A 23,431-nucleotide genomic window follows, 5' to 3' on the forward strand; every position below is an offset into this window, starting at 1 on the left:
TAAATTATAATGTTTTTCTCTGCGAAAACAAAATAATTTATACACAGAAAACAAAAGTTTTTTTATATTTAAGCGTCTTGCGATTGATCGAAGGCTATCGAGTCCAGATTAGGCTTTTCATTCTGCTTCCTTTCTTCCACTTCTTTTATAAATTCCTGTTTGTCTTGGTCGAACTTGCTTTCCACCTCTTCATATTCAATCGCACTAAGCACCGCTTTGATATCGTGGGCTCCGAGTATCGAGCTCTCATATTTGCTTGCACCGGAGATGTCTCGCCTGATCTTCTTTTGCTTTTCCGCTGGTAGTTCAAAAAAGGCGATGATTAGGCGCAAGTCGTCAAGCTGTGCGCTTTTGTTCGGGTCGCCGTCCGGCAGGTTAATAATTCTTTCCGCTCGCCTAAGTACGGCGTTGCTACCGGTGGCACGCGCATGATTTATGATTTCATTAACCCTTATCTCCGCCGCCCTGCCGGCCAAGATCTCGTTTATCTCCAAAATTTCGTCGGTAATATCCTCCCCTCCCGCCGTGTTAAATGGTTCTTTATTCATAGAATATGATATTAGCAAATATTCCGTATTCGTCAAAATAAATCTGCCGAGGTTCGACCTCGGCAATACGGATAAAAACACAGAAGCCCGGGCGGAATGAAGATTTTAACCTCCTTCTCCGCCTCGGGCTTCGTAAAGAACATTTTTGAAAACTACGACACGTCTACCGGACGTGCACGGGCGCTTAAATTACTTCGAGCGCTTTTTTCTTCCCCCTTTGGAGCGGACTGACTCGCTCTCGAGCCTCTCGACTCGAGAGCGAGTCTCCTCCGCATCCGCCCAGAGCTTCAGGCCGGCTCCGGCCTCGCCCGCAAAATGCGGGTCGAGGCGTAGGCCGGACGAGGTGCCGATGTAGATGTTGACCATCGGCGCCTCGCGAAGCGAGGCAGTCGTCACCGGCTTGGTAGCCGGCGCCGCCGTGGTGGTGGGGACAGGTGTTGAGGTCGCCTGCGGAGCCGGTTGGCTCCCGCAAGTTTGAGCGGTCGCCGAGTTGTTGCCTCCGTTAACCACGATGCTCGGCTGGGTGGCAGGAGCGGGCGTAGGGTGACCAACGAGGACCGGAGTCCCCGTCAAAATACCCGAGGCCCAGTTCGACCACTCTTTGAGTGTGTCGAGGCGGCCGAGGAGTTCTGTCTTCTCCTCCTTCACCGCCGCTGTCTCAGCTTGGGTCCATTCCAGCTCCTCGCGGAGCTTGGCGAGCTCGCCTTCCTTGACCGTTAGCACCTGCTCGCGGTCGATAAGAAGCCGTTGTTGTTCGCTAAGCTTCTTCTCCAGCGACACGATGGCCCGGCCGAAATCAAATTGAACGCGACCAAGCTCCGTCTTGAGCTCGGCGACCTGCCCGCGAATGCGAGCGGTCTGCGGGCCAGTCGCCGCACCCTGCTCGCGCACAATGCGCGCCAGGGTATCGACGGCCACGTTATTGGTGTCGAACTCGTTCGGCGTTATTGCCAGAACGAGACACCAGAGACCAACGACAACCAGACCCCAGAAACCAAGCATTTGCTGTCGCATATCCTAGCCCCCTCCCGGAGGCCGTATAACATTGTGAACCGTGGCGGACGCCACGGTTCGTTTTCGTAGTTTCAAAAATCTACCGTCAGTATACTAACATATTATTGACATTTGTGTCAAGAGTGTTTCTTTATTGTATTTTAGGACTTTTTGTCCTTGGCCGGCCTGCATCACTTGTGCAGGCCGGCTTGGACACTTCGTGCCGTCCACCAGAACTCACTTCACGCCGGCCGGCGAGTAGAGAGTCCAGTGGAATATGATCCGGAGGCGCCAGAAGAAGCGCTCCATCGAGGCGACTCTCTCGATCTTCTCGAATTGAGTCTCCACAACAAGGTGGTCGTCCCCCTTGTTGTTGAACTCCCTCTTGATTTTGTCCTTGATTCCTACGATGAAGGCCTTCTCCTCGTGCTCAATACAGTAAGCCGTGTTATTCGACTTACCCGTCTTGATGCCTTCCTCGATCCGCCGCTTCAGGACGGACTTGATGTCATCAACAATATCTTGATAAACGAAGTCGGGCATTCCCTCTCCTCTCACCTATCGCACGGCACGTGCGAAACTTGCTTTATCCTACAGATTTCCGTCAATAACGCAAACAGCGGAGGTTCAACCTCCGCTGTTCTGTTGTCACCGAGGAGAGACCTCCGCTTTTCCGGAGGACTCACCTCGCCGTCTTTAATTTTATTATTCCTAACTCCTATCTCCCATCTCCTAACTCCTCTCTAGTAATCCATCCCGCCCATGCCGCCGGGCAGACCGCCGCCCATTGGTCCGCCGGCTGGCGGATTCTTTTCTGGTTCGTCGGTGATGGCAACTTCGGTCGTGAGCAAGATTGCCGCCGCCGATGCCGCGTGTTCGAGCGCGGTGCGCGTAACCTTAACAGGGTCAATGATGCCATCGGCAATCATATCTTTCACAATCGCATCTTTGTTCGCATCGTAACCTTCGTTACCTTTCGCATTTTTAACGCGGTCGACGATGACCGAACCATCTTCCTTGCCGGCGTTGATTGCAATTTGCTTAAGCGGTGCGTGTAATGCAGAAAGTAATACGGCAACGCCCGCATCGAACTCATGTTTAATATCAGCCTTGGGTGAGCGCACGCCGGCTACCTCTACCTTCGCCATTGCGCGGATGAGGGCGACTCCGCCGCCCGGTACAATTCCCTCTTCGATAGCCGCCTTGGTCGCTTCGACAGCATCCTCAACTTTCAATTTCTTATACTTCATTTCGGCCTCGGTCGCGGCACCGACTTTGATAACAGCCACACCGCCCGACAGCTTACCAAGTCTTTCTTGAATTTTCTCTTTATCAAATGAGCTTTCTGTTTTTGCGAGCTGGCCGCGGAGCTGTGCTACGCGTGCTTCGATGTCAGCCTTCTTGCCCTTACCGCCAACGATGGTCGTGTTGTCTTTCGTCGAGACCACTTTGCGGGCACGGCCGAGCATCTCTAGTCCTGCACTATCGAGTTTAATACCCAATTCTTCTGTAATAACTTTGCCTCCTGTAATTACTGCAATATCTTCTAACATCTCTTTCTTTCTATCACCATAACCTGGCGCTTTTATTGCCAATGAGTTGAACGAGCCACGGATTTTGTTCAAGACGAGCGTCGTCAATGCCTCACCGTCAACATCTTCGGCGATAATAACGAGATCTTTCTTACCAATGCCGGCAATTTTCTCAAGCACGGGCAAAATATCTTTGATACTCGAAATCTTTTTATCTGTAATGAGAATATACGGATCTGCATATTCCGCCTCCATTCTTTCGGCATTCGTAATGAGATAGGGTGAGGCGTAGCCTTTATCAAATTGCAAACCTTCTACCACTTCCGACTCCACTTCGAATGACTGTGATTCTTCTACCGTCACGACACCGTCCTTGCCCACCTTCTCGATAGCGTCGGCAATGATTTTGCCGAACTCCTCCGACTCAGCCGAGACGGTCGCCACTTGTATAATCTCTTGTTTGTTTTTAATGGGCTTGGCCATTTCGGAAAGGGCTGCCACGACCGCCTTGGCCGCGTGTTCGATGCCCGTGCGCACACCCATTGCGTTCACGCCGAGAGAAATTCTTTTGAAGCCCTCTTCAACGATAGCTTGCGTAAGTACTACTGCTGTTGTCGTACCGTCGCCGGCAATGTCGTTCGCCTTGTTAGCAACGTCTTTCACAATCTCCGCACCCATATTCTCGACTTTATCGGCTAGAGAAATTTCTTTTGCAATCGTTACGCCATCATTGGTAATAGACGGCGCGCCATAGCCCTTATCAATCACCACATTCCTGCCCTTCGGGCCGATAGTAATTTTGACCGCGTTGGCGACTTTGTCTACACCGCGCTTCAGCGCTTTGCGTGCATCTTCACCATAAATTATTTGTTTAGACATGAGACTAGTTTTTAGTTATTAGTTTGTAGTTTTTAGTTTTCAAAAACTAATGAAATACTAGACTCGGAGAGAACTAAGTACTCCTTTCCCCCGATTTTAAATTCTTCGGATCCGTATTTTGCAAACATCACCTTCTCGCCAACCTTTACGTTCATTGGTAGGATTTTGCCATTCTCATCGCGTTTGCCCGGGCCAATGGCCACGATAACGCCCTGCTCGGCACGTTCTTTTTCTGCCGTCTCCGGTATAAAAATCCCGCTCTTCGTAAGAGCGCCTCGCTCATGTTCTGCTAGAGGCTCTACGATAACGCGATCAGCCAAAGGTCGCACGCTTAGTTTTTTTGCCATACTGTTTTTGTTAGTTAAGAACTTTTGCGTTTGATTGCCGAGTCGGCGTCGGAGCCCGCCGGTAGGCGGGTAAAGACGCGAGGCAAGCAAATGCATAAGTTCTTTGTTTTAATAAAAAAGTTTACCCTATGTAGAGTAAACATCTCATTATATGCAGAAAGTAACCCGGAGTCAAATTTTGACTATTGACAAATAAATCGAGATTGTGAAAAATAGAGATTGTTGTTTGAACCCTGACCGGAAGAAAGGAGAGGTCTTGATGAAGGGCGTCAGTAAGGAATATCTGGAATCGCAGAGCCGGGCGTGGTCTGAAGCAGAAGAGACCAAACCCGAAGAACCCACGCCTCCGCCACAGAAGCCCCCGCCCGCCCCGGAGAAATGAGGCGGCGAGCCCGGTCGAACGACCAGCACAAAGGTTTGTGCTGGTCGTTTGCATTTGACAAATAAGTGTCTTTTAGCTACATTTATATGCATGAATATCACACGCGGGATCATTATTATTAACCTCATTATTCCTCACAGAGGGGCTTAATTCTCGCATATACCAAAACTAAGCCCCTCTTGCGAAAACGAGAGGGGCTTTTTTCGTGAAAATTGTTGAAGGGTCGGCAAAGTGCGTTTGATAAGATGCATTTTGCCAACCCCTTAACGAGTAGAGAGTAGGGGGTTGTGTACTGGACATTTACAGTTTTTCGACGCCGCGCATTGCGCGGAGGAGTAACGAGTATGAAGACGAAGAAGACGAGGGTTCTTGTCATCCTGCCGGCCGGGGCAAATGTCGCCGAGCTTGAGGACTTTTTGTCCTCCCTCGGCGGAATCGTGGCCGCAAAAGAGGAAGACGAGTCGAAGAAGAAGTTCTCCGCCGAGGTTTTCTGGAGCGGGGAGGCCACGCGACATCACCGCAAAGAGGAAGATGTGCAGGCGGTCGGACACGTCGGCGGGCTCTGAACCCGAAGAAAACTGTAGACAGGCTGGCATCGAATCAATTTCGATGCCAGCCTGTTCTCGTTCGAGATGACACTTTCTGGACTTTTTCGGTCAGTATGTTATGATACTACCCATCATGCAGTTACTTCAGACAGCATTGCCTTGGATACAAGTAGTCCTCGCTATTGTGCTTACCGGCCTCATCATGCTCCAGCAAGGTGAAGGGTCACTCGGCGCCGCATTTGGTGGCGACAGTACCGCCGGCGGCTTCCGCACCAAACGTGGAGCGGAGAAGGTCATCTTCAATATTACTCTTGTGGTCAGTATCTTGTTCGTTGTCGCAGCCATCGTTACCCTTCTCATTAAGTAAATTACAAAGCAGAATTGGAGAATTTAGGAATTTGAGAATTAGGGAATATTCTTAAATTCTAAAATTCTTTAATTCATAAATTCTGTCAGAATTTTGATCAATTTTCATTTTTTGGAGTCTTTATCGCGCAAGTACGACGAGTTCGGAAAGGCGCTTGCTCCCAAGTCAAAAGCGGGTAAAAAAATATACGACTTCTTCGGCTATTTCTCTTTGAAAGAAAGATTGGCTTTTTATGTTCTGCTTTTAATTTTCCTCATGAGCTTCGGACTTTTGGTAAAAAAGCTTAATGATATGATTACGGTTGAGGTGCCTCTCTTCGGCGGAACACTGCGCGAGGGTATCGTGGGCATTCCGCGTTTTAGTAATCCCGTTCTGGCCTCGAGCGACGTGGATAAGGATGTGGCGAGCCTTATTTATTCCGGCCTTATGCGCGTCGGGTCAGAAGGCAAACTAATCCCCGATCTGGCAGAAAATTATTCCGTATCTCCAGACGGTCTTACATATACTTTCGTTCTTAAGAAGAATCTTGTATTCCATGACGGGAGCAAGCTCTCGAGTGCCGACGTCGCCTATACTATCAATCAAGTTAAGAATCCGATTTTCAAAAGTCCTCGCGGAGCGGCTTGGAGCGGAATCAATATAGAAACTCCCGACGACCTAACTGTTGTGTTCCATCTCAAATCTCCTTACGCACTCTTCCTCGAAAGTACGACGTTGGGAATACTCCCGAAAAGTTTATGGAAGAAGACGAATGACGAGACATTCCCCTATAACGAGCTTAATCTAGCGGGCGTCGGTTCCGGACCATACAAAGTGGTGAATGTTGCAAAAAATAAAGACAGCGTACCAACAGTATTGACACTCACTGCGTTTAACTCTTTCACGCTTGCCAAGCCTTATATCAAGAACATCAAACTGTACTTCTACGCGAATGAAGAGGCACGGTCTGCCGCTTATGGAGCCGGTTATATAGACACACTCTCCGGCATCACAGCGGAGGATGTGGGGGCACTTAACACGGGCAAAGGTCACATAGTCTCATTCTATCTCCCAAGAATCTTCGCCGTGTTCTTCAATCAAAACCAAGAATCTGCCTTCACTTACCGTGAGGTTCGCGCAGCACTCGACGCTTCGCTCGATAAAGAAGCCATTACTCGTACCGTGCTTCATGATTATGGCAACGCGATAAACGGCACGATTCCGCCGGGTTCGTTCGGCTACGCGAGCAGTACCAATCCTATAAAAGATCAGCCGGCACGCATCGCAAGCGCCCAAGCCCTACTGCAACAGAACGGTTGGAATAAAGTTGGCGGAGTTTACCAAAAGAAGTTTACCGGCGACCCTAAGAAAAAGAGTAGTTCGACGGTCGTCTCTCTCGCCTTCTCTATTTCTACGGCAGACACGCCGGAACTCAAGCGGACAGCAGAACTGATTCGAGACACGTGGAACAGCCTTGGCGCAAAAGTCGAGCTCAAGGTATATGAGATCGGCGACTTGAATCAAAACGTCATTCGTCCTCGCAATTTCGATGCGTTATTCTTCGGCGAGATTGTCGGCCGCAACCCCGACCCATTCTTCTACTGGCATTCGTCGGAACGCGCCGACCCGGGACTCAATATCGCCATGTACGCAAACCCAGCCGTTGATAAGCTTGTAGACAGCATTCGTGCCAGCGCATCCGACAGCGACCGACTAGACAAGCTCCGCAAACTGGACACAGCAATAAAGCGCGACCAGCCGGCTTCATTCATATATGCGCCACAATACATTTATCTTATTAATAATCGGGTGCGAGGAGTGACGCCGATGTCTCTCACGACACCCAATGAAAGATTCTCTAATATCTACACCTGGTACATCGATACCGAAAGAGTGTGGAAGATTTTTACTAAACAGAATTAAAGAATTTCAGAATTTAGGAATTTAATTCATTCTTACATTCTCATATTCTTTAATTCATAAATTCCGTTAACATGGAACCACAGCAACCAAAAAAATTCGTGCCCCAAGCGGCACGCGCGTTCGTTTCTGATGCACCTGCCCGCCATACCTTCGGCAAGTCGATGGCAGGCGGGCCAGCGCCACGGCGCGCGCCGATGCGTAAACAAACGTCCGTACGTCCGCGCCGAGAGCGTGGTCCGCAACACCGCTCACAACCGGCAAGCAGTCGACCGCACCATGAACGACATGACCAGGGTGAAGAAGAAAAGAAAAAGAAGGTGATCATTCCGCCGCTCGCGACGGACAGTATCCGCATCATTCCCTTGGGAGGCGTAGAGGGTGTCGGCATGAACATGACCGTCGTCGAATTTAATGGCGACATCTTCATTGTGGACGCTGGCTTCATGTTCCCAGGCGAGGACTCCCCCGGCGTCGACTACATCATCCCCGATGTCACCTATCTCGAAGAACGCAAGGATAAGATTCGTGGCATCTTCATCACCCACGGCCACTTGGACCACATCGGCAGTCTCCCTTACATCATGCAAAAGTTGGGCAACCCGCCGGTCTACACGCGCCTCTTCGGCGCTATGATGATTAAGAAGCGCCAGGCCGAATTCCCCCAGATCCCGATGCCGGACCTGCGCATCGTCGAGACCAACAGTCGCGTCAAGGCCGGCAATACTTACGTAAGGTTCTCTAACGTCACCCATACGATTCCGGATTCGATGTGCATAATTATAGAGAGTCCTTGGGGCAATCTGCTCTTCATGGGCGATCTCAAGGTAGACCACATCGACCAAGTACCGCTGCCATCGGAGGTCAAGCTCTACACCGAGCTCGGCAAAGAGAATAATCTCTTCATGGCCGGCGACTCGACCAATACCCACAAGCCCGGCTGGTCCGACTCCGAGACGACAGTGCGCGAGAACTTGCGCGAGATCGTCCGTACCGCCAAGGGCCGCCTCATCATGGGTACCTTCGCGTCACTAGTCGACCGCGTTATTTACGTCATCACCGAGGCGGAGAAGATGGGCAAGAAGGTGATTATCGATGGCCGCGGCATGCGTGAATCAATTGAGATCGCTACCGAGCTTGGCCGAGTCAAGATGCAACCGGGCACAATAATCCCCGTAGAGGAAGTCGACAACTATCCGCCCGATCGCATCCTCATCATGGCGACCGGCGCGCAGGCGGATGAATATTCATCTCTCCAACGCATGTCGATCAAGACGCACAAATATCTCAAGCTCCACAAAGGCGACACCATCGTGCTGTCGTCATCCGTAATTCCTGGCAACGAGAAGGGTGTGGAAATCTTGAAGGACAACCTCTCCCGCCAAGGTGCCAAGATAATCCATTATCGTCTCAAAGACGTGCACTCTTCCGGCCACGCCTACGGCGACGAGGCGACGTGGTTATACAAAATGGTCAAACCCAAATTCTTTATGCCGGTGCACGGTGGCCACTACATGCTCCGCATGCACGAGGAGGTGGCCATCGGCGCGGGCATCAAGCCCGAGAACATCGCCGTGCCGGACAACGGTTCGATTGTCGAAATAACGGGTGGTGGTAAGAAGATTCATATATTAAAAGAAAAAGCACCGATAGACATGGTCATGGTGGACGCCATGGGCGATGGCGCCGGCGTGCACGAGCTGGTCATCCGTGACCGCAAGGTCTTGGCCGAGGACGGCATGTTCGTCATCATCGCAACAATCGACGTCAAGACCGGCAAGCTCCGCCAATCCCCCGACATCATCTCGCGCGGCTTCGTCTATCTTAAAGAATCGCGCGAATTGTTAAAAGAAGTCCGCGGCCTCATTAAGAAGACAATAGAAAGTGTGACGGTAGATATGCACCCAATAAATATAGACTACGTGAAAAATCTGGTCAGAGAAAAAACCGGCCGCTTCCTCCTCCAAAAAACCCGCAAGCGCCCGATAATCCTGCCGGTCTTAATCGAGGTGTAACTTGGAAGCTAAGCTTCCAAGCGGGGTCCGACGCTTGGCATCTGGGAGCCCGACGCCGAGCGTCTAAAGCATTTCCTGTAACTTCTGTGTATTTCCGTGCTTTAGCAACCCGAGATAGGATTGCAGGGTAGCTGGATTGTGTAGCTTTTTCTGCAAGTTTCTAAACATCCGTTTCTTCGTCGTCGTGCGCAGTACCCGGTGATCGGGAAAATGCACCCATCCCAGGAAGTCGACGCCAGAAGCAAGTGTAGCGATAGAAACCTTGTTCGGATGCAATGAAAGCTTGAGCATTATATTCAGAAAATCAGAAATTTGGGGAATGAGTTGTTCGAGTAATGTTTTGTCATCAGAAAGAAAGACAAAATCATCTGCATAACGAATGTAATGCTTTACTTTTAGTTTGTGTTTCACATACTGATCGAACTCGTCCATGTAAATATTCACTAAAAGTTGCGAGGTCAGATTACCGAGCGGCAGACCGGTTTGAAAACTTGAAATTACTTTCTCAAGCAACCACTGGACGTTCTCGTCAGAAATATATTCTGCAAGAATGCTAAAAATAATCTGGTGGTTGATGTTCGCAAAGAACTTGCGTATGTCGCATTTGAGTACCCAGCAGGTACGGGTATTATTCTTGGACATCCGATGTCCAAATTCTTCAAATCGCTTGAGTGCCTTGTGAGTTCCCTTTCGTAACCGACAAGAGTATGAGTCAGATATAAAAGTCCCGTCGAAGAAGGGATAGAGTTTGCGGTAGAGCGCGTGATGTAATAACCTGTCGCGCACCGACGCCTTATGAATATCGCGAGGCTTGGGGTCATTAATTTTGAAGTGCTCATAGTGGCCGTGCATATAGGTAAAACTTTTCAATTCTCGATGAAGAGTCAAGATATTGTGCAGTAAATGTAACTGAAAAACTTGCACGTCGGCTTTCGTCTTTTTATCTCGAACAAAGTTTTGCCACGCAAATAACAAATTCTTTACGGAAATGATCTCTTCATAGCTAGTTGTAAACTTTTTTCTCATATGGTAGCTTTTTTAATTATGCAAAATCAAAACCTTAAAAGTACCCCCCCCCCCGCAACACCCTGCCGCTTATTACGAAAGTAAAAGCAGTCTATATTTTGTGGCTTCCGGTTCATAAGAATATGCCAAGGCTCGAACGATTTGGCCTTGGCGCGACCATCGAGAAAACTTTTCTTGATCTGCTCAATACGCTTCGCAAAGCTGCCTACGCAGACACGACTCATAAGTTACCGTTGCTTGAAGAAGCGATTGACGCGGTAGACTGCTTACGTTTCTTTTTACAGCTCGCATGGGAAACCAAGACTATCTCGCACAAACATCTTGCAATCATCGGCGAAGGCATCGAGGAAGTTGGGCGCATGATCGGCGGATGGCGAAAAGGCCTGCTTACGAAAACCTCCACAACGCGTGCGGAGGAAAGATAAGGGTAGCGGGAGACGACCTGATTGCCGTCGTTCCACCTGTTCGGGTTCTCGACCGAGTTCGCGTTGACGTTCCAGCCGTTGCCGGAGTTCCAGTTCGCGTTCACGACCCAGAGAAACAAGCGCCACGCACCGTGCAGACTGCCATCCGTGCCACTGTTCTTTGAGTTCTTTTGGAATACTCGCCGAGCTGTATCGTGTCTGGGACATTCAAAGTCCGCCAGCAATCTGCACCGATCCTCACTCTTTTTTAGAGCTTGCTGTATCCACACTTGGTGCAGGCGTACCCGCACTAATTCTCGAATACAGGGATGCGAGGCCCTCTGCACAAGCCGTAGCCGGTGCAATGGAGTGGCCTTAACTTGAGAAGCTAGCATATGTAGATAAAAAACAAAACCCCCCGATACCTGCCGCCAAAGCGACAAAGTGTCAGAGGGCTTAAGAAGAAAGAATAAGTGACCGAGGTAAACAGGATCAGCGGGAGACGACCTGAAGGCCGACGCTCCACCTGAGCGGGCCCTCGACCGAGCGCGCGAGGACGTACCAGCCGTTGCCGGAGTCCCAGCCCGCGCTCACGAACCAGAGAACGCCATTTTCGTCCTCGACATACGCGATGTTCGCGTAGCCGTTGACGAGGAGCGGGCCAGTCTCTCCGCGGGGCTGCTGCAACAGCATACCCCAGAAGTGGGCTAGCTTGATGACCCGGCGAGCTTCATCGAGCTCGCTCATGATTTCGGGATCGAGTGAGGAACGGAGGAGGGTGTGGCAGCGCAGCTCGGCCTTCTCGACGTCGGTCTCGATCTTGTTCGAGAAGTTCGCCTTGAAGTTGTCGCCCAGGTAGTAGATCTGGACGGCGGCCTTCGCGGAGGTGTCGAGCTTGAAGTGCTTCTTCACTTCGAACTTGTCGTAGGACGGCACGATGGTCGTGCCTTCGACGAGCTTGAGCCGCGGCTGCGCGGGCGGTGCGGATGGCGAGACAACCTCGGGCTTGACGACGAGCGTCTTGCCCGAGTTGATGGCTGCACACGCGTCCGCCATCTGTTCCCGCACGGACTTCTTGTCCTTGTGCGCGAGCGCCGCCTGTTGCTCAGGCGTAAGCTTGCCGAGGAGTTCGGCGGCGAGGAGGAGTCGCGCATTTGCGATCTTCCCCGCGAGGTCGTAGGACGCTCCGCGTCCTCGGGTGTCGGGCAATCCCTTTCTGGGCATTGGACACCTCCTTCCCACACAGCGGTGGGGTACACGGTAAATGATAGTCTTGCAACCGAGCAAGTATCATTAACCGCGATCACTTATCGGTTTTCAATATAGCGAAGCTGCCGTATAATTTAGCATACTCTTTCGATATATGTCAATAGCAGTTATCCAGAACTAATTTTGTCACCGCGCGATATAATAGAGATATGACCAAAGCTGTTTCGGGCAAGCTTCTGCAATTTGTTTATGCGAGTAATTTTTTCTATGGCCTTCATTTCGCGCTCGTTGTCTATGTGCTCTCCACCTACATTGCAAGCTATATCGGCGAGACTTATGTGGGACTGGTTTATGCGAGCATCGCGCTTATCTCGATATTCTTCTCGCTTAATTTCTTCCGTCTAATCAATTGGTTGGGGCATCGCAAGCTCACTCTTATACTTTTTGCTGTTACAATACTTTCGTCGCTTGCACTTGCGTTCTCGTCAGATGCCGTTACAGCCATAATCTTCGTTGTTATCTATTCTGTCGCGGAATTCCTGCTTCTTATCGCCTTCGATCTTGCTGTCGAGAAGTTGTCGAATGACGCAACCACCGGCAATATCCGCGGAGTTTACTTGACCATGTACAACCTGGCCTTCGTCGCCGGCCCGCTTATCACAGGCAGTATTATCGGCAATGATAGCTACCCTCTCATGTTCGTCACGGCCGCGTTAATTTTATTACCGTCCCTTGCTATCTGCATCTTCGGCCTTAAAGGCCTCCCGGAGATAAAGCCTCGCGACCACCATCTGCGCGATGGCTTACGCGTACTGAACAGGAATGTTAACATTCGCAAGATATTCATTTCGACATTTGTACTCGAATTTTTCTATACCTGGATGACAATCTACACGCCGCTCTATTTGCATCAATACGCAGGATTTGCCTGGAGCGATATCGGCTTTATCTTTATGATTATGCTCCTGCCTTTTGTGTTCTTTGAGCTACCTCTTGGTGTCATCGCCGACAGATATTTGGGCGAGCAAGAGATACTCACCGCCGGGTTCATAATCGCCGCAGTATCCACGGCCGGGCTCTACTTCCTCGGATACACAAGCATCGTCCCGTGGGCGGCGCTCTTATTCCTCACCCGCACCGGTGCCTCGGCGATAGAGATAATGAACGAGACTTATTTCTTCAAACAGATTGGCCCGCGCGACGCTGGTGTCATCGCTTTCTTCCGCAACGCCCGCCAGTTTAATTATATTGTCGCACCAATCGTCGCGATTATTTTGCTTCAGATTATGCCGATGCAAGGACTATTTCTGGCGCTTGGTATCGTAATGCTCGTAGGCGCATATAACGCCTCTTCGCTTCAGGATACCGAACCGTCAAGAGCTTAGTCTTTATTTCTTCGTCTATTCTATTACCTTTTCTTCGAAATAAGAGACTACGCCCAATATTATAATAGCGAGGACAGCAGAAAATGTGGCGAGAATATAATATCCGAGCCCGCAGGCCATTCCGACACCGGCAGTTGCCCAGAGCCCGGCCGCGGTGGTAAGACCGTTCATGTGTTCGTGTTTCAAGAAAATGAGACCGGTACCAATGAAGCCAATACCGGAGATGACGGTGGCCAGAACATTCGCAAGAGCAATGGATGAAACGGGTATCGATGTTAAAGCAACCTGTTCGCCGATGATTGCAAAGAGAGCCGCCGCAAGTGCGATAAGTGAAAAAGTGCGCATCCCGGCCGTCTTGTGCGCCAAAGACCGTTCCGTACCGATAAGTAAACCGAGTAATGCCGCAACAACAAGTCTAATAAAAAGCTCGTAGGTTCCGGCGTCAATGAGAAATTCTTGTATCATGGCTATAGTATATCGCGAAGACGGCAATATTCACACTGTTTATCCCCACATCTTTTCTGCCAGAACGACAGGTTTAGTATCTCGTTGGCGACCCGCGCAACTTCTTCTTCTAATTTCGATACTTCTTCTTTAGTTATCGTGAAGACTTCTTTTTTGTATTTGCCGATATTCTTGCCTGCCTGCCGGCGAGGCAGGTCCGGGATAATAAAGTCTATCATGCCGGTCTGCATATTATATTTCTCCTCTTCGTATCTGTCTAACAGAAGTTTATAAAACACCAACTGGCGGTGATAATCCCCTTCGGAATTCTTAGTTTTACCCAAGATTTCATTTCGGGATTTAATCTTGCCGGTTTTATAGTCCACTACGTTTACGGCTCCGTCTGTTATTTCGAGTTTATCGAGTTTGCCAGTCAGTCTTAATTCGCCATCTCCGACCGGAAACATAACGTCTATAGGAAATTCATTTTTTATATCTCTAGCCCAAGAGTTTTTGTACGCGTCATAATAACCGGATATGGCATCTTTGCCATTTTTCTTTATCTCTGTTAATTCTTTATCGGTGAAATATTCTTTCTCAAGTTCCCTGTCCAGAGTCTCCAGCAATTCTTTCTTACCCATGTCTTCTTGAACACGATACTTATCGAAGAATTTCTTAAGTGTTGCGTGCACCGCGTTGCCGAACATGAGCGAGCTGTTCTGCGGCTCGGGAATGCGCAAGAGATTGCGATAGAAATATTTCCACGGACAAGACAGGTAATTATTAAGGCCAGTAACCGCAAGACCTCTCTCTGATAGCGTCTCGCGCACAAAATCCTGGATATCTTTTCTCGTTTGCGACGTTACAGTCGGCACCAGTATCTGCGCCACTCGTCCCACAAGACCGCCTTGTGTAATAGCACACAAGGCGGTCTTGTGTAATAACTTCTCTGGCAGGTCCGCGATAAATCTGCTAGGCAGGAGTGTCGCTCCGTCTTCGCGCGAAGTTGCGTAGCTTATAGTGAGCTCTTTTTTCGCCCGCGTCATTGCGACGAAAAACAGTTTGCGCTCGTCCGCCTCCTCTTCTTCTTTGGTCGAGGCAACAATCCCCGGGATTTTGAATACCGTTCGGCTCGCTCGCCCGCCCCAGTTGCCTTCTACGACGCCCGTTATATACACGTGTTCATATTCAAGACCCTTTGCTTTATGAGCGGTCATTACGAGGACGCGTCCGGCTCGTCTCGTGCCTACGCGACTTTCGAGGACGTTATACTCATCAAGCAAGGATAACACTTTCGCGATGTCTTTGATCCGAGCCGAACGGTGAGTTTTAGTATAATCTTCCAGATACGTCAATAAGCGCGCGAGCTTATCCAGCTCTGTGTCTGCATCCGAGTGGGCAATAAATTGGTTTAACAAGCCTGACTCGCGCAGAATATTAGAGATGAGTTCTGCCGGTGATACGTTCGCGCCAACCTTGGCCCACGAAAGGATAAGTTGGCGCGCGCGTTCTATCTCGCCTCCCGCACGGACGCGCCATGCCGATATTTTTTTTCTCCGCGCCTCTCGCGCGAGCTCGTATATCTCGAGCTCGTTTATATTAAAGCAATCAAGATGCAGAGCCGAGATAAGCGCGAAGTCTTCACCAACTTGCGCCGCCGCATTGAACAAAATCAGCAGTTTCTCTATCAGCGGATCGTCAAGAATATCTTCCTTTGTTTCTACGGACAAAGCGACGCCGCTCCTTGCAAGCGCCGCCGCATATTGCCCGAGCTCTTTATTGGTGCGGGTAAAGATTGCGATTTCTTCGGGATTTACGCCTGATTTTATCTTTTTAGAAATTTCTTGTGCAATACAATCTGCTTCGTCCGGCACACTCGCACATTCGTATACCTTTATAAAAGACTCTTTACGCTTTGCCTTAGCAACAAGATCGGCTCCGGCAATATCCAAAATATTCTGCGTCGAGCGATAATTTTCGGTCAGTGTTATTATCTTCGCGTCTGGATATTGTTTCTTAAAATTAGTAAAGTTTTCGTGCGAGGCGCCTTGGAATCTGTATATTGCCTGCTTCTCATCGCCGACAATGAATATATTGGGAGAATCATGAAAGTCTGCGAGCAAATCAAGCACTCTGTTCTGCGCGCCGTTGCCATCCTGATACTCATCGGCAAGCAGATATTGGTACTCCTCTTGCAGAATAAGCTTCAAATTTTTATTTGTCTCGAGCGCCGTCACAAGCGCGAGTATCATATCCTCGTAGTCATAGAATAAACTATCGGCGAGTGCTTCTTCATATTTTTTATAGAGCAAGGCGAGTTCGCGATTCTTAATTATCGCTTCCTCGCGCTTTTGATATTCACCTTTTACTTTGCCTTTATGCGGGCCTTTAATATGTCTGTAGTCATCTGCCTTTCTGATTACCTGTTCTTCTTTTTTTAAACGAGCGAGAAGTTCACGCGGACTTATGATCTCACGTTTGAGTAAAGAAATTGCCGAAAGCGTTTTTTGCAGATAGTGGTATGGCGCTCTGTGCGAAGCAAGATGTTCAAGATCGGCAATATCAAAGACTTTTTGCATCAGCAAAATGCGGTCGAGTTCTGAACATGGCCGCGAGCCCGCCAAGTCGGGGAAATGCTCCGAAAAGCGATTAATCACTTCATTCGCGAACCCGTGGAAGGTAAAAATGGGCACGCGGTATGCCGTAACGCCGATTATGGAGACCAGACGCTCGCGCATCGCGGTAACACCGGCATCGGTAAAGGTGAGCGCCAAAATCTGCTCCGGCGCCGTGTCGGTCTTCTTTAGGATATTCGCAATGCGAAGAGTCAGTATTTGGGTCTTGCCGGTACCGGGGCCGGCCACAACCATCACCGGACCTTCTATATTATCTACAGCACTTCTCTGTGCTTTATTCAGTTTTTTGTATATTTCGGTGAAGATTTTAGATGCCAAGCTTTTTCTTTAGTTCGATAATAGATTTCTCGCGAAGAGCGGCTTGATATTTAAGTTTCTTCTCGAGGTCTTTGAAGAGATCGTTCTCTTCGTCGATTGCCGCCGCAAGCTTCTCCTTCCACGAGAACCATTCTGAACGTTTGAGTGCCACAATCTTCTGCTTCGAGCGCTTGAGACTGCTCTCGATGTCAAGCAAGGTCTGTTCGAGATCCTCCATACTGCTGTCCACATCCAGCTCCTCTCCGTCATCCGATTCTTCGAGAAGCCGCAGTCCGATCAAGTCGCCCCTCGCGTAGGCGTCGTTCACTTTCTGCATCATCTGCTCGCGCTCTTTCTTCTCGCCATCGTCTTGCACTAAGTCGGGGTGGAAGCGGAAGGCCAGTTTGCGCCAGAGCTTCTTGAGCTCGAGGCCGTTCGCGGGCGTCGCCGCACTGCGTCGCATCATGCGATCGTACTCTTCGTGCATTCGGCTGTCTTCTTCGTCGCGTTTTGTTTGCTCGGCTTCAGCACGGCCGGCGAGGATTTTCTGTGCTTCTTTAAGCGTCATATCTTTATCAAGCAAGTCGCCCAATTTGCGCAATGCGAATATCGACTCATCAAGCTCATCAATTTTCAGGTAGAGCACTCCTATCGTCGTGTCATAGAGATGCTTGATTTGCATCAGCTCGTTACGGAGCGTTTGCTCGTCTCCGGCCGTGTCGGCAAGGAGCTTCTTCTTGCGCATGATGACCGCACGAATGCGCTTTTTGACCAATGGTTCGTCTACAGAATTAGCCTTTTTCTTCGCCATAATCTGTTAATTATAGCATATTTCCCCGCTTTCAGCTATACTAGAGTATATGTTACATGATGATATAAAAGCGAGCATCAAAGACGCGATGCGAGCCAAGGATGAGGTTCGCCTACGGACCTTGCGCGGAATTCTGGCGGCATTTACCAATGAGCTGGTCGCGACCAAACGCACCCCGCAAGAGATGCTCCCGAACGAGGACGGCATAGCCGTTATCCGCCGGCTGGTCAAACAGCGCAAGGATTCGATAGACCAATTCGAAAAAGGCGGCCGTCAAGATCTGGTGGAAGGCGAGAAAGCCGAGATGAGCATACTCGAAAAGTATCTGCCACAGCTGATGCCCAGAGCCGATATTCAGATCCTGGCCGAAGCCAAGAAAGCCGAGCTTAATATTTCCGACAAATCCAAAGCAGGTATCCTCACCGGCGCCCTGATGAAAGACTTGAAAGGCAAGGCCGACGGTGCAGATGTGAAGGCGGTCGTCGATTCGCTATTCGCTTAAAGATTCTTCAAGAACTTCTCGACGTCTTTTTGCGCTTTTTTGTGCCACAAGAGGCGACCTTCTACACTCTCAATTGCTTGGGCGAATGGCCTCTCGGCGCCTTTTTGTTTGTTTTTGTTTTTATTCCAGAATAATTTAGCGGCTTTTACTTGTTCTTTGGTTTGGAAATGGCCGAAGAAGCCTAATGCCATAAAGTTAAACAAACTGCCGGTGTGCGAGAATCTATCATAAAGCAGTCCCCAATTCTTCTCTGTCCAGCGCCACAATACTTCACTCGCTTCAGGGTTCGCAATGACGCCCGCTTGCACCGTACGCGAATCTTGCGGGCGCACCATGTCAGACATAGAGAAATCAAGCGTGCGCAATGCCAACGCGGAGTCGCGGAAGAACCCAAGTGCGATAGCCAATCTCTGCTTCTCTTCTTGCATGCTTTCTTTATGCCATAAGGCGAGCATCTGCTCGTACTCTTTCACATTGCCGTGCAAGGCGACGGTCTGATAGACGCCCGCACGCAGGTCGGGATATATTTCTGCGCCCGATGCCACATGCGCGTCGAAGAGCTTCTCTGCATGCTCGACAGTTGCCGTATGCCCATACCGGCCGAGTTGGCCAAAGGTAAGCGAGCGCAGGAGCGAGGTACTATGGCTGTCGTCTTTTTTGGGCTGGTAACCCAACGTGTCCATCACTGTAGCGAACAAATTTCTCGCGTAGGCACGCAACTTTTTTTGCAATGGATTGCCGTGCAACATAAGGTCTACCGCGCCGATGACACCGGCGATTTCCGACCAGACATTATAATTATCTTCATGCTCGTAGGCGGCAAGCAAATCAAGCACTGTATATGTCGATATCCGGCAGGCCCGAGTAGAGGCGAATGCATCGCTCAAGATACTCAAGCGGTCGATGGGCGAAAGCTCCTTGTTTCGAATAGGTTCATATAGTTTCGCAAGGAGTTCTTTGCTGTATGCGGTACGAAAGAACCCGGCCTGGCCGGCATTAACAAGTGTCCAGTCGGCTGATGCACCGACTAAGACTTGGGCTTGTTTCTTGGTCAATAAAGTTTTCTCGAGTTGCTTCTTCCCTGCCTGCTCGATAAGTACCGGAATCTGCCAGACTGCATTCTTCTTTGTTGCTGATTTTGGATTCGAGAAGAACCTTTCTTGCGAAAGCACTATTTTATCAGACTTAAGAGAGGCAGAAACAATCGGGTAGCCTGGCTCGCCGATCCAATTCGTCATGAGTTTCGCCACATTGACACCCGATACTTTAGTGAGCGAATCCCACAAATCTTTCGTCACTGTATTTTTGTACGAATGTTTTTTGAGATAATGTTGCAGACCTTTTTGGAACGTCTTCGGCCCGAGGAAGGCGTGGAGCATATGAATCACCGAGGCGCCCTTGTGATAGCTCACCGCATCGAAAAGCGAAGAGATCTCCTTAGGATGATGTACCGGGACTTCAATCGGGTGAGTCGAGGCAAGTGCGTCCAAATGCAAAGCTTCCGCCTTGTCCATGGTGTGGAACTGTTCCCACATATTCCATTCTGGATGAATATGATTCATCGCGAGGAATTCAATCCACGAGGCGAAGCCTTCATTAAGCCAGAGCTGGGTCCACCACTCCATAGTAACAAGGTTGCCGAACCATTGGTGCGCCAGCTCGTGCGCAATTACGAGCGTAACTCTCTGCTTTGCCGCCGCAGATGAATGATCCGGATCGACGAGCAAGCCGGTCTCGCGATATGTTATAGCGCCCCAATTCTCCATAGCCCCGACGGGAAAGTCGGGCACAGCGATGAGGTCGAGTACCGGCAACGGGTATTTTATGCCAAAATAATCGGTGTAAAATTCTAATATCTTGACTGTTGTGTCGAGCGCATACTCTGACTGATGCTTCTTGCCGGGTGTCGCAAAAATTCTTACACGCACCCCGCCCTTCGTCTTCGCTTCAACGTAATCAAAGTTACCGACAATAAAGGCGACGAGATAGGTCGACATCCTCGGCGTCGGCGCGAACTTGACGATTTCGTACAGCCCCTCCCCTGCCCCTCCCCGAAGGAGAGGGGTTTCTATTTCTCGGTCAATCTCGTAGGTATTCGAAATTGCAATCTGCCCCTTCGGCACCATCAAAGTAATATCGAAGATTGCCTTCTGCGAAGGCTCATCGAAGCATGGGAAGGCACGGCGAGCATCTACAGGCTCGAATTGAGTCGTAGCCAACGTGCGCTTCTCGCCCTCATGTTCGTAGGTACTGCGATAGAATCCGGCGAGCTTCTCTGTGATTTTACCATTGAAGGCGAGTTCGAGCTCGCACTTCCCTTGTACTGCTTTTGCAAACGTAAAGGTTGCTGTCTCTTCTGCCGGGTCGTACGACACAATACCTTCTTGTCTGCTCTTTTTTTGAGACAGAAAAACAGAGCTTATCGTCAGATCAGCAGAGTGCAAAGTTATAGCTTTTGTTGGTTTTGCAAGCGCAAGCTCGATAGTTTCTTCGCCCTTAAACGTCTTATGATTGTGGCTCGGGTGGATCATAAGACGGTAACGGCTTGGGCTTACATTTGACGATAAACGTACTGATTTTGCTTTATTTTTTTGCATAGAAATTACTATATCACAAGTTTATGTTGCCTCAAAACAGCTTCGACATCTTGAGAACTTTCTGTTTGCATAAGCGCAATTTTTAGTTCTTTAGCGTGTATGTGCCCTGCCATGTACGAGCCGAAGTGTTTACGCATAACAGCAAATGGCTTTATGCCTTTATACAATTTTTCGAAGAGTCCGGCATGCTCAAGCATTACTTTCGCGCGTTCTTCATAAGGCAAATCCTCGCGCGAAACTTTCGGATTAAACAGCCACGGATTACCGAATATGCCACGCCCGATCATTACGCCGTCTACGCAATATTTCTCGGCCATTGTTTTGGCCTCGTTCATGTTTCTTACATCACCGTTGCCGATGCATAAAATTCCGCCAGCTGGCGGATTTACCGCCGCATGAATTAATTTTGCCGCCTTGGCAATTTCATCCCAATGCGCCGGCACTTTCGACATCTCTTTCTTTGTCCGCCCGTGAATAGTGATTGCTGCCGGTTCTGACTTTATAATTTCACTTATCCATTTTTCTGTAATAATACTGTTATAACCTATGCGGGTCTTAACCGACACCGGTATCCGCCGGCTGGCGGACATCGCGCCCTCCTTCGCCGCTTCAATAACTTCACGCGCAAGTTCCGGGTTATTTATCAAATCCGCGCCGGCTTTCTGCTTATTCACAGACTTGTCCGGGCAACCCATATTGATGTCCACACCGTCGAAGCCAAGCTCACTCGCCAATTTTGCACAATAATAAAAGTTCTCCGGTTTCGAACCGAAAAACTGCGCCACTATCGGCCGCTCGCCTTCGCTGTATCGCAAATCCAAAAGTAATTTTTCTCTTGCCTTTTCATGTACAAGACCGTCGCAGGATACTTGCTCGGTCCAAAATACAGTTTCGCCTTGAGGAAAAGGGTGTTTGGAAATGGTCTGGCCGAGGCGCAAGCCGAGGAGATCCGAGGACCTTTCCAAAGACCTCTTTTCGAGAGGAAAACTATATTTTGCCACTATTTGCCGAAATGCCGCGTCGGTGACATCAGCCATTGGGGCCAATGCAAAGAAAGGTTTAGGTAATTTAGTCCAGAAAGACATAAGTTACCTATTATGCAATATTTTTAGCCTTTACGCTAGGTCGGTTGCGGTGAGCCAGTTTAAATTTTGGGCAGCGTATCTCTTACTGATATCCGCCATCTACCACGAGAGTTGCACCCGTGATGAAACTTGCGTCATCTGAGCAGAGGAATAGGGCCGCATTTGCTATCTCTTCCGGCCGACCCCATCTACCCAAGGCAATCTTCTCTGTTTCGCTTTTAACAAGCTCTTGTGGCAAGTCCTTGTTTATTTCTGTATCAACCCAGCCTGGAGCTATTGAGTTTACCCTGATTTGAGGGGCTAGAGCTTGAGACATGTTCTTCGTCAGACTAATGACTCCTGCTTTTGAGGTATCGTAGTCTGCCGAATCCGGACTTAATGAATCAATGCCGTTTGTTGAAGAAATATTAAGGATCGACGCACCAACCCTATTTTTCATATGTGGCACGGCATATTTAGCACAAAGAAAAGTTCCTATCAAATTGACGCGGAGGACTCGTTCCCATTGTTCAACAGTTTTTGTAAATATGGGAATATCCCAAACGATACCAGCATTATTAACCAAAATATCAATTGCCCCGAAGTGCTGTGTCGTTTCGCTAATCATTCTTTTCACATCGTCTTCGCTCGCCACGTCCGCCTGGATTGCAATAGCACCTACGCCCAAACCTCGTATCTCTGCCACCACTTCATCGGCAGCTGATTTGTTTTTTACATAGTTCACCACGATACTGGAACCTTCTTTGGCAAAAACTATAGCTGTTGCCTTGCCGATTCCTCTGCTTGAACCCGTAATAAGTGCTACTTTGTTTCTTAATTTCATCTAGGATATGTTAATTTCTTCCTTGCAAGTATAGCATCGATGTAAACACTGTACCACAAACGAGCCAGAACATATCACTACATTTTTAGACGGCCGTCACGATTTGTAGTGTTTTTACATCGAGTTTGATATAATTAATCTATGGCGATTAAATACACCTACAAGGGTGCTCCGGAAATTATTCTGACACTTCTCGACCAATCAAAAGACTGGGATACTCGAGAATTCCTGACCATGGCAGTCAATGAGCTACAGCCACTCATTGTTAGAAAAAAATACACCGCAAAACATTATGCCTCCCTTTCGGTAGAACGACTCTGCTCGCAGGGACTCGTCATCAAAACAGTCCGAGGCAAGAAGGAATTCTACATGATTACCAAAATGGGTGAACGTAAGCTCAGAGACACACAAAGAAAGAAGATAAAAATTACGAAGACAGTATGGGACGGTAAATGGCGAATGGTAATTTTTGATATCAAGGAGACAAAACGAAAAAAACGAAATCTTTTGCGCAGAGAGCTTAAGGCCCAGGGTTTCGAGAGACTTCAGCAAAGCGTCTGGATATATCCTTATGAATGTTACGACTACGTTGCACTGCTTAAAACATCGTTCGCGAGCAACGCAGAGATTCTGTATGCAATCGTCGAGAAGCTTGAGAATGACGAATGGCTACTTAAAAAGTTCGGGCTGAAAGGAAAATAA

Annotated in this window: 22 protein-coding genes; 9 read left to right on the forward strand and 13 right to left on the reverse strand. The window is 49.1% G+C overall.

The window, feature by feature from the left end; genetic code table 11:
- Window positions 1–68: 68 nt before the first annotated feature.
- From WC764_01155 to WC764_01175, 5 genes are all read right to left on the reverse strand, one after another.
- On the reverse strand, window positions 69–548 hold the full coding sequence (locus WC764_01155; GenBank protein ID MFA6006315.1) for a hypothetical protein: 480 nt from the start codon (window positions 546–548) through the stop codon (window positions 69–71).
- A 189-nt stretch (window positions 549–737) separates the two neighbouring features.
- On the reverse strand, window positions 738–1,562 hold the full coding sequence (locus tag WC764_01160) for a hypothetical protein (GenBank protein MFA6006316.1): 825 nt from the start codon (window positions 1,560–1,562) through the stop codon (window positions 738–740).
- A 216-nt stretch (window positions 1,563–1,778) separates the two neighbouring features.
- Window positions 1,779–2,084, reverse strand: a complete 306-nt coding sequence (locus WC764_01165; GenBank protein MFA6006317.1) for a hypothetical protein — start codon at window positions 2,082–2,084, stop codon at window positions 1,779–1,781.
- 200 nt (window positions 2,085–2,284) lie between these two features.
- Entirely contained in the window at window positions 2,285–3,952 is a 1,668-nt protein-coding gene (gene groL / locus WC764_01170) for a chaperonin GroEL (GenBank protein MFA6006318.1), read from the reverse strand.
- A gap of 32 nt (window positions 3,953–3,984) precedes the next feature.
- Entirely contained in the window at window positions 3,985–4,299 is a 315-nt protein-coding gene (locus WC764_01175; protein ID MFA6006319.1) for a co-chaperone GroES, read from the reverse strand.
- A gap of 226 nt (window positions 4,300–4,525) precedes the next feature.
- On the opposite strand from WC764_01175, the gene WC764_01180 reads away from it, so the two are divergent.
- The 5 genes from WC764_01180 to WC764_01200 all read left to right on the forward strand — a co-directional run bounded on the left by WC764_01180 (window position 4,526) and on the right by WC764_01200 (window position 9,510).
- Entirely contained in the window at window positions 4,526–4,681 is a 156-nt protein-coding gene (locus WC764_01180; GenBank protein MFA6006320.1) for a hypothetical protein, read from the forward strand.
- Between the two features lie 287 nt (window positions 4,682–4,968).
- Window positions 4,969–5,247: a hypothetical protein gene (locus tag WC764_01185; GenBank protein MFA6006321.1), complete on the forward strand. Its 279-nt coding sequence runs from the start codon at window positions 4,969–4,971 to the stop codon at window positions 5,245–5,247.
- Between the two features lie 115 nt (window positions 5,248–5,362).
- Window positions 5,363–5,596, forward strand: coding sequence for a preprotein translocase subunit SecG (gene secG / locus WC764_01190; protein ID MFA6006322.1), 234 nt, complete (start codon window positions 5,363–5,365; stop codon window positions 5,594–5,596).
- Window positions 5,597–5,707: 111 nt separating this feature from the next.
- Entirely contained in the window at window positions 5,708–7,498 is a 1,791-nt protein-coding gene (locus WC764_01195; protein ID MFA6006323.1) for an ABC transporter substrate-binding protein, read from the forward strand.
- 71 nt (window positions 7,499–7,569) lie between these two features.
- A complete protein-coding gene (locus WC764_01200; protein ID MFA6006324.1) occupies window positions 7,570–9,510 on the forward strand; it encodes a ribonuclease J in 1,941 nt (646 codons plus the stop codon).
- A gap of 63 nt (window positions 9,511–9,573) precedes the next feature.
- Here the strand turns inward: WC764_01200 and WC764_01205 are convergent, their stop codons facing one another.
- Window positions 9,574–10,536, reverse strand: coding sequence for a reverse transcriptase/maturase family protein (locus tag WC764_01205; protein MFA6006325.1), 963 nt, complete (start codon window positions 10,534–10,536; stop codon window positions 9,574–9,576).
- A gap of 122 nt (window positions 10,537–10,658) precedes the next feature.
- On the opposite strand from WC764_01205, the gene WC764_01210 reads away from it, so the two are divergent.
- Window positions 10,659–10,961, forward strand: coding sequence for a four helix bundle protein (locus WC764_01210; GenBank protein MFA6006326.1), 303 nt, complete (start codon window positions 10,659–10,661; stop codon window positions 10,959–10,961).
- A gap of 471 nt (window positions 10,962–11,432) precedes the next feature.
- Here the strand turns inward: WC764_01210 and WC764_01215 are convergent, their stop codons facing one another.
- Window positions 11,433–12,164 (reverse strand): hypothetical protein, encoded by a 732-nt coding sequence (locus WC764_01215; GenBank protein ID MFA6006327.1) that lies wholly within the window; start codon window positions 12,162–12,164, stop codon window positions 11,433–11,435.
- Window positions 12,165–12,358: 194 nt separating this feature from the next.
- On the opposite strand from WC764_01215, the gene WC764_01220 reads away from it, so the two are divergent.
- Window positions 12,359–13,534 carry an MFS transporter gene (locus WC764_01220; protein MFA6006328.1) on the forward strand — a complete coding sequence of 392 codons (1,176 nt, stop codon included), beginning with the start codon at window positions 12,359–12,361 and terminating at the stop codon, window positions 13,532–13,534.
- A gap of 15 nt (window positions 13,535–13,549) precedes the next feature.
- On the opposite strand, the gene WC764_01225 is transcribed toward WC764_01220, so the two are convergent.
- The 3 genes from WC764_01225 to WC764_01235 are packed head-to-tail and all read right to left on the reverse strand — an operon-like array spanning window position 13,550 to window position 17,722.
- The gene (locus WC764_01225) at window positions 13,550–13,999 is read right to left on the reverse strand and encodes an MgtC/SapB family protein (GenBank protein MFA6006329.1); all 450 of its coding nucleotides are present in this window, start codon (window positions 13,997–13,999) and stop codon (window positions 13,550–13,552) included.
- Between the two features lie 2 nt (window positions 14,000–14,001).
- Window positions 14,002–16,932, reverse strand: coding sequence for an ATP-dependent DNA helicase (locus tag WC764_01230; protein MFA6006330.1), 2,931 nt, complete (start codon window positions 16,930–16,932; stop codon window positions 14,002–14,004).
- Window positions 16,922–17,722, reverse strand: coding sequence for a hypothetical protein (locus tag WC764_01235; protein ID MFA6006331.1), 801 nt, complete (start codon window positions 17,720–17,722; stop codon window positions 16,922–16,924). Before WC764_01235 ends, WC764_01230 begins: the two co-directional genes overlap by 11 nt.
- A 49-nt stretch (window positions 17,723–17,771) precedes the next feature.
- On the opposite strand from WC764_01235, the gene WC764_01240 reads away from it, so the two are divergent.
- Window positions 17,772–18,224: a GatB/YqeY domain-containing protein gene (locus WC764_01240; protein MFA6006332.1), complete on the forward strand. Its 453-nt coding sequence runs from the start codon at window positions 17,772–17,774 to the stop codon at window positions 18,222–18,224.
- On the opposite strand, the gene WC764_01245 is transcribed toward WC764_01240, so the two are convergent.
- The 3 genes from WC764_01245 to WC764_01255 form a co-directional block, all read right to left on the reverse strand.
- On the reverse strand, window positions 18,221–20,821 hold the full coding sequence (locus tag WC764_01245; GenBank protein ID MFA6006333.1) for a M1 family metallopeptidase: 2,601 nt from the start codon (window positions 20,819–20,821) through the stop codon (window positions 18,221–18,223). The two genes, WC764_01240 and WC764_01245, sit on opposite strands and share 4 nt — an antisense overlap.
- Window positions 20,822–20,829: 8 nt before the next feature.
- A complete protein-coding gene (locus WC764_01250; protein MFA6006334.1) occupies window positions 20,830–21,906 on the reverse strand; it encodes a tRNA-dihydrouridine synthase in 1,077 nt (358 codons plus the stop codon).
- Window positions 21,907–21,988: 82 nt separating this feature from the next.
- Window positions 21,989–22,729 (reverse strand): glucose 1-dehydrogenase, encoded by a 741-nt coding sequence (locus tag WC764_01255; protein MFA6006335.1) that lies wholly within the window; start codon window positions 22,727–22,729, stop codon window positions 21,989–21,991.
- Between the two features lie 141 nt (window positions 22,730–22,870).
- Here WC764_01255 and cas2 point away from each other — a divergent pair, with 141 nt between their 5' ends.
- On the forward strand, window positions 22,871–23,431 hold the full coding sequence (gene cas2 / locus WC764_01260) for a CRISPR-associated endonuclease Cas2 (GenBank protein MFA6006336.1): 561 nt from the start codon (window positions 22,871–22,873) through the stop codon (window positions 23,429–23,431).

The sequence above is a fragment of the Candidatus Paceibacterota bacterium genome, assembly GCA_041660505.1.
Classification (GTDB): Bacteria; Patescibacteriota; Minisyncoccia; order Phycocordibacterales; family JACRKE01; genus JBAZWG01.